Genomic DNA, 7459 nt, shown 5'->3' with positions numbered 1-7459 from the left:
CCTCTTCTCTAAGAGAATACGCTCTTCCCATTCGAAAATATTATAACTAACCAATGATATTATCATCTTATTATATCAACCTCTTTTGCCTAGGCTATAGTTTAACACTACTATTTTGGAAAGATTTGATTAATCTCAATTCCTATCTATAATTATTAGGCAATGCCGAAATTAGAGTACTCTTTTATGGCGATTTAGCTATATTACTCACTATAGAATATTAAATATATGTTTTAATATAAATCTAAACTTACACCTATAAGACAGGTTTTTCTTGGCCCAATCCTTGATCCATGGCCTTATTAGATACCACATGTTTACTTCTGGATACAAGAAATACCCCACACCTTCAACTGTTAACATTGTTTTTTGTAACATTAGTAACTGCGCCTGCGTTGGCATAGAAAATTCCCTAGTTATTTCTAGTAATTGCTTTAATAATTCAGATATAGAAATTTGGCTGACTGGAGCATCAAATATAGATTCGCCAATGCTTCTACATGCAAGCTCAAACTTATACCGAGATTGATCATTTGGTACATACCCAGCTCTAAAATACATATTAGCAACCCTACAATAATCCCTTGCAACAAAAGCATCTATGATCTGTGCAACAAACATACGGTCTCTATCTGCAAGACTTTCCACTATACCAAAATCCACTAATACAATTTGTCCACTTTTATTTATAAAGATATTCCCTTTATGGAGATCTGCATGAAAAAACCCATCTCTAAAAGCTTGATTAAAAAAAGTAATTGCCAATCTCCTGGTTATCTCTTTAAAACTTAAACCAAGCTTTGATATATCTTCTTTATTTTTTAACGATAATCCATCAACCCACTCTAAAGCCAAGATGCTTTTTTTAGTATACCTCCAATAAACTTTTGGTATGTATACAAATTTATCATTTTTACAATTTTCCCTCAGTTTATCAGCAGCAGCAGCTTCAAGCCTCATATCAAGCTCAGCAGCCGCTATAGACTCTATTTTTGGTATTATTTCTTCAAATTTAAGTTTTTTTGCAGATTTGAAAATAAATACATATATCTTGGAAAGCGCCCTTAATGTTTTAAGATTTTTATAAAATTTCTTACTTATGCCAGGCCTCAAAAATTTGAAAGCTATTTGTGTGCCATCTTTTAATTGCGCCTTATGGACTTGCGCAATGGAAGCGGCTGCTACAGCTGTATTCTCTATATATTCTATTTCAGAAAGCCTTTCTTGCGATATTTCTAAATCGAGCAACCTACTAATTTTGCTAAAATCAACCTGAGGTATCCTATCTTCTAATTGCGATAACATAGATCCTAAATTCTTACCTACCAAATCCTGCCTTGTAGAAAGAACTTGGCCCAATTTTATAAAGGCCGGACCAAGTTCTACAAGATTTCTCACAAGAAAAGAACCTATTTTTGCTATACATACCTCTCTATAATCCGCCTTAGCGAATCGCAACTTAAGCAAAAGTGGCAATAATTTGATGAAAAATAGAAATAACTTCAGCACACAAAGTCAAACTAACTTTTTCTTTCTATTTTTTTGGCAGCATTCGGGCTACTTGTTTTGGCAAGGTTATCAGCATCTTTAAATACAACCGGTATGTTCTTCAGCCCAGTGACCAGCTTTTTCAACACCTTTTCTGTTATATCTATACTTTTATCAACATACACCAATGTAGAAAGATGAACAACCACGCTATATCCTTCCTCACGAGCAATATCAGCACAGGCTTCAGTTGTTTTAGTCATTATCACATTACGAACATCATAATGGGCTGAATTAATCATGGAATTTGCTCCATTCATCTTTTGCTGAAAATCAGAATGCTCTTTTTCAAGGGTTTCACGAGCGGCTTGAACAGCCTCTTTTGACAAAATGTGCGATCTTGACTCAAGATCTTTATATTTTGCCTCTATACTATCTCTTTCTTTCATTAATTCCACAGAAAGATCCTGTGCTCGTTTTTCTATCTTAGAAAGAGCATCTTTATGAGAAGGTAAGTTTTCAAGTATATTATTAAAATCTATAGCGGCCATTTTAAACACAGCTTCAACAGCGAACGTGTTAAAACTAAAACAAAAGAAAAGCAATGAAGCTACAAAAACCCTCTTCATGATAAAAATTATACTAAAAATCTTGACCAATAACAAACCCTATTTTACTCTCTATGTCAAATGATTCTTTCTTAATTAAAAATCCTGGCGTGTAGTAAACGCTAATTTTTCCTAATATAGGTAATTCTAAACCAACCCCAACACCAGCTGATACACGTGGCTCGCGTGAGGAGAGTACTTTATAGCCATCACTTAGCTGCTCTTGTGAAAGATCTGAATCAAACATTGCGCCAATATCAAAAAATCCCATTACCCTAAATGAAAAATCCTTTAATATTTCAAAAGAATTTATATAAATGCTTGCCTCTAAATTCAATGCATAGAACGATTTCCCTCCAACGCCTTCATTCATTTTTTGCGGCAACGCCTTCTCAACTCTTGCACCACAACCAAGAGGAGTGAATCCTCTAATATAACCAATAGTAGAATTAGATGTAAAATTATCTATCAACAATACCCTCTCAGAACTACCAAGCGCAAACACATGACCGACCCTGGCCGTTACTGATATGTTATCCCTTTCCTTAAAAATAGGAAAATACTTCCTAAAATAAATAGAGTTTTTGATAAATTTTACCCCAGTAATTAACCCGGCAATCTCTTGGCTAATACTTGCAACACTTCCATTTCTAGGTCTTAGCGGGTTATCCACAGTAATATATGATAGAGAATTTTTTATAGAAGATGCAGCGGTATTTTGCGCATAGTCCATTGATCTAGCAGAATTCAGCTCTATTGAAAGATCACTTTTATCAAGCTCTCTCTTATACAAAGAATATTCTATATTATGAAAAAGATTATCACTCAGCTTATACTCTACACCATAGCTGCCACCATAAGTTTTAGTTGTATATTCAGGGGTCTTTCCAGAGCTTGTTTCATCACCGACCTGCCTTGTATTGACATTATAACCTAGAGAGAATGAGGATTTTAAGTCCATATCAAGGAAAAATGGATCTGTAAAACTTAAAGAAAGAGACTTATTATTAGCCGCGACCTCTAAAGACGCTAATAAAGTACAACCAGAGCCAAATATATTAGACTCTCTTATATTAAGGTTACCATTTAACCCACCCATTCCTATATCATTTGCTCCAAATGTATAACCTGCTGACATAGTAATGTTACCGGTAGATTCTTCTTTAACCCTAAATTCAATATCTACCTGGTTTTGCGAAACAATTTTATGTATTATCTCAACGTTACTAAAGTAACCTAATCTTATAATATTAATCCTAGATTTTTCTACCTTAGCAACATTATATGAGTCACCCTCTATGAAATTTATTTGTCTTCTTATTACGTAATCCTTAGTTCTGGTATTACCTGTAATATCTATCCTATTTACATAAACTTTTTGCGCCTCCAGTATACCAAATTCCAAATTTGCATACCCTACCTCTTTTATAGTTTTCTTTTTGATTTCAGTAAAGAAATACCCGTTATTTTTGAGACCTTCTTCAAGAAGTAAAACTAGCCTGTCTATCTTATCCTCATTGTATATCCCGCCCTCCTCAATTTTTAATTTGTTATCTCTTATAATTTTCCGTAGGTCTACTAATCTCTCTAATATTTCCGAAGATTTTATACTACCATAACGGTATTTTTCCCCCTCTTCTATTTTAAATGTTATAAATACCTTTCCTTTTATAAGTTCAGCATTGACATCTACTATTTTAAAATCCATGTAGCCCCTACTAAAATAAAAAAGTTTTAGCGCTTCCTTATCTATTTCTATCCTAGAAGGGTCATATTTTATAAAAGGTGATAATATCTTTAATACTGAAAATTCCTGAGAAAAAATAATGCTTTTTAAAGCATGACTAGAAAAGACAGAATTTCCTATAAAAGAAATGGAATTGATTTTAGTTTTTTTTCCTTCAGTTATCTTATAAATCAAGATAACTTTATCTTTTGATTCCTTTATAAGCTGCGGTTCAATTTTTGCAAACATATACCCAACCGACCTATAGCGATTCAAAATTGCGTACGCATCCTCATCTACAGACTTTGTATTATATATATTACCTATACTAAGCTTTATCAATTTTGAGAAATCCGAAGCTTCTATCTTCTTATTACCCTCAAAAGCTATTTTTGTTATAACCGGGCCTTCTTCAACATGAATTGATATTAGATCATTTTCATCACTTATACTTGCATTTAAAAATAACCCCGATCCATATAACCTTTTCAATGCATCATTTAAATCACGTTCGCTGTATCCATTTCCTACTGAAAGTTCTGCATATTTTTGTATATCATTACTAGCTATTCTCTCATTTCCATATACAATTATTTTCTTAACTTCATGCTGAGCGAACAATACATATGGTTTAAAAACAAATAAACACCATATGATAAACAAGAAGTATTTCATGACATTAACCATCTGATATCATTAAATATAGCAAAAAACATTATACATATAACAACAATTCCTCCAATACCAAAAAGGATGCTCTTAAATTTTTTAGATAATTCACTTCCCTTTATGCCTTCTATTGCATAAATAGCAAGTTGCCCACCATCCAATACAGGTATTGGAAGTAAATTAATCAGGGCAAGGTTCATAGAAAAAACCGCGATAAAGAAAAAAAGTGAGCGAGCACCGGCATGAGCTGCTTTCATTGAGTAACTAGCAATTCTTAAGGGCCCACCTATATCATCTTTGCTATTCTCTCCACTCAATAAGTCTGAGATACCAGAAATCATCTGAATCGCAGTTTTATAGCAATAAGTAACAGAAGAAGACATAGAAAAGGTAATTTTGCTGAAAAACCCTATCTCATTAGGCCAAAATTCTAAATTTCCAAAAATATTTATACTACGTGCTAATTGGAATCTGAGCAATTCCCCATCCCTAATTACATCAAAGAGTATATAATTATTAGTATTTGAAAAAATCCCTTTTATTACATCAGAAAAATTTCCAACATCCTGACTATCTACAGATAAAATAGTATCCCCCTCTCTCATACCAACTTTATATATATAACTCTCTTCAGGTAAAAATTTTATTGTGCTAGATTTAAACTGAGGATCGAATATATAAAATATGAAAAAAAATATGAATAATGATAGTAGTATGTTTGCCAATGGGCCACCAAAAACTATGATAGATTTTTTAATTAAACTCTGACTCGCAAGACTATCACTCTCTGTATCATTACTTAATATACTCCCCCCCTTCATCTTAACGAAACCACCAATTGGAAAGATGGATAGGGTCCAGAGAGCGCCCTTAGAATCCTTATATTTGAGCAGATTAGGCCCCATGCCAACAGAAAATCTATACACCTTCACGCCAAATAATCTAGCAAAGATAAAATGCCCCATTTCATGAAAAAACACTACAACAATTACTACAAAAATAAACCAATAGAAATTTGCGTATACCTGCATAAGGATGGCCTAACTAAATGCTACTGGGTAGATCATTAACATAGGAGATAAAAGATTGATACATAAATTTACAAACGGTAATTATGTAATAATTATTACATAATTTTAAAAAAAATATATTAATAGTATGACCGTAAAGGGAAAATTCAAATACATTATCTAGATCAAAATAAGTCTTACAATACTTAATCTAAAATACACTAGATATTTATCAACCGAATTGAATAGCTTGTTTTATTTGATATGTACATTCAAGTGTAATGACATATTAAATTCATGATAACTAATGTGCTACATTTAAAACATCTAGTATCTAGATATTTTGGTATTCGTAACAAAAAATGGATAAGAGTAATCTTTATTATTCTCGTGCAATCACCTTAAATCACATTTTATAATATATGTTTGCTCCAATCGCATAAAGCCATTATTTACTCTTTCTTGCAACCACAATACCTATATCAATATTTCATATCTTTTTACCCTTTTGTATTGGACCACACCACCGCGTCTATACTTGGTACCACTAAAGATCAACTATGAGTAATTGACATTTTTATCTATAAAGCTAAAATTGCCCCATATAAAAGAAATCCTTATTATGCGCAAACATACAAATACTGTAGTCTATTTTGTTCTGAGCTGCTTCTTATCAATTTTTTCAACTTCTACGATATGGGCAAATGATTATAAAAGATTAGAACATCCTTGGGATTTTAATTTTGTTTGGGGAAATGAGCTTTCACAGTATAAAGAATTTACTGTCAAAATAGCAGATAAGCAGTTTGCCGGAGAAAATTTTGGCCATCAAGGAAGCATTGATGAAAAGTGTGATTGGGAGAGAAAGGTTATATCTTACACCGAACTAAAAGAAAGATTAATACATACTGCAAATACTATTTACATGCCCGCAAGGGAAGTGTTAATAGCCAGGGCTAAGTAGAGCTTAATAGACGACATCTTAGGGGTGAAAAAGCAATACAATGTATTAGAGAGCTTAGAATTTTTACGAAATATTGAAGATCGGAATAAAAATTCAGAGATGAGGCTTTTGCAAAGAATCTTATCTTTGACATCTTATGACGCTCTTAATAAAGAGAGCATAACAAAGCAAAATGTATCAAAAATTATATATAATGACCTTAACTTTACTGATGAAACCATACTTCCGGTTGGTAGGCAGGCTAGCACCGCTAACTTTATAGGATTTTGCCTATACCAAGATAAGAATAGGAAGGTAAGAATACACTTTGTTAAACCCGCTACATCTACTGAATTTCCACATGATCATTATGGCTCTTCCGCCAGCAGTATCTTATCTGGGGCCCTTATAAATCAGCACTTAGCGGTTATACCAGCTAAGTATAGCGAAGATGCGCATTTTGGCTTGTATATGGTAACTAGAAGTAGTTTTGTTGGACCTCGAGAAGAACAAACAAAAATTTCATTTTTTCAAACTAATATTAAGGTAGGCATTATCTCTAGCCATTTATATAAGGCTGGAGATAATTATTTTTTACCTGGCCCACGTGATATACAAAATAATTTAACAATTAATGATACTTTGACATTCCACAGAATTGGTACTGATAACTATGCCGTGACCTTGTTCACGCAACAAATAAAAGGCACTACTACACATACGACGTATAAAATCGGAGCGCCTACCATAATATATAAAAAATTTGACGAAACATACTTAGATCACAAAGAAAGCCTTAAATTGGTTAATGAAATTGACAAGCTGATTCGAGGCAAGGCATAAAAATTTGCAATTCAGCGTATAAATGCTCTTCTTCTCTGAGCTTTGCACTAGATATATAATTTTTGTGAAGACCTAGGCACTGTTAACAAAGGTTTTGCCAAATAATGGAAAAGATGCAATATTATATTGGAGGCGATAAATATGGTATTTAGATGGATAAAAGGTTGTTTCC

General features: G+C 32.9%; 6 protein-coding genes. 2 read left to right on the top strand and 4 right to left on the bottom strand.

Features of this window, described 5'->3' with window-relative positions; translation table 11 throughout:
- Window positions 1-210: 210 nt before the first annotated feature.
- From Cyrtocomes_RS04545 to Cyrtocomes_RS04530, 4 genes are all read right to left on the bottom strand, one after another.
- Window positions 211-1458 carry an AarF/UbiB family protein gene (locus Cyrtocomes_RS04545; protein WP_322498013.1) on the bottom strand — a complete coding sequence of 416 codons (1248 nt, stop codon included), beginning with the start codon at window positions 1456-1458 and terminating at the stop codon, window positions 211-213.
- A 62-nt stretch (window positions 1459-1520) separates the two neighbouring features.
- Window positions 1521-2117, bottom strand: a complete 597-nt coding sequence (locus Cyrtocomes_RS04540) for an OmpH/Skp family outer membrane protein (RefSeq protein WP_322498012.1) — start codon at window positions 2115-2117, stop codon at window positions 1521-1523.
- 13 nt (window positions 2118-2130) lie between these two features.
- Complete coding sequence (gene bamA, locus Cyrtocomes_RS04535; protein WP_322498011.1) at window positions 2131-4497, bottom strand: outer membrane protein assembly factor BamA; 2367 nt, start codon at window positions 4495-4497, stop codon at window positions 2131-2133.
- Entirely contained in the window at window positions 4494-5522 is a 1029-nt protein-coding gene (locus Cyrtocomes_RS04530; RefSeq protein WP_322498010.1) for a M50 family metallopeptidase, read from the bottom strand. The genes bamA and Cyrtocomes_RS04530 overlap by 4 nt, the downstream gene beginning before the upstream one ends.
- Window positions 5523-6123: 601 nt before the next feature.
- On the opposite strand from Cyrtocomes_RS04530, the gene Cyrtocomes_RS04525 reads away from it, so the two are divergent.
- Both Cyrtocomes_RS04525 and Cyrtocomes_RS04520 read left to right on the top strand, forming a co-directional pair.
- Window positions 6124-6465 (top strand): hypothetical protein, encoded by a 342-nt coding sequence (locus tag Cyrtocomes_RS04525; protein ID WP_322498009.1) that lies wholly within the window; start codon window positions 6124-6126, stop codon window positions 6463-6465.
- Between the two features lie 24 nt (window positions 6466-6489).
- Window positions 6490-7287 carry a hypothetical protein gene (locus tag Cyrtocomes_RS04520; protein WP_322498008.1) on the top strand — a complete coding sequence of 266 codons (798 nt, stop codon included), beginning with the start codon at window positions 6490-6492 and terminating at the stop codon, window positions 7285-7287.
- The last annotated feature ends 172 nt before the right edge of the window (window positions 7288-7459 follow it).

It is taken from the genome of Candidatus Cyrtobacter comes, assembly GCF_034470605.1.
Lineage (GTDB): Bacteria > Pseudomonadota > Alphaproteobacteria > Rickettsiales > Midichloriaceae > Cyrtobacter > Cyrtobacter comes.
Note: the sequence above shows the minus strand (reverse complement) of the source record. Positions and strands in the feature narration are given on the sequence as shown.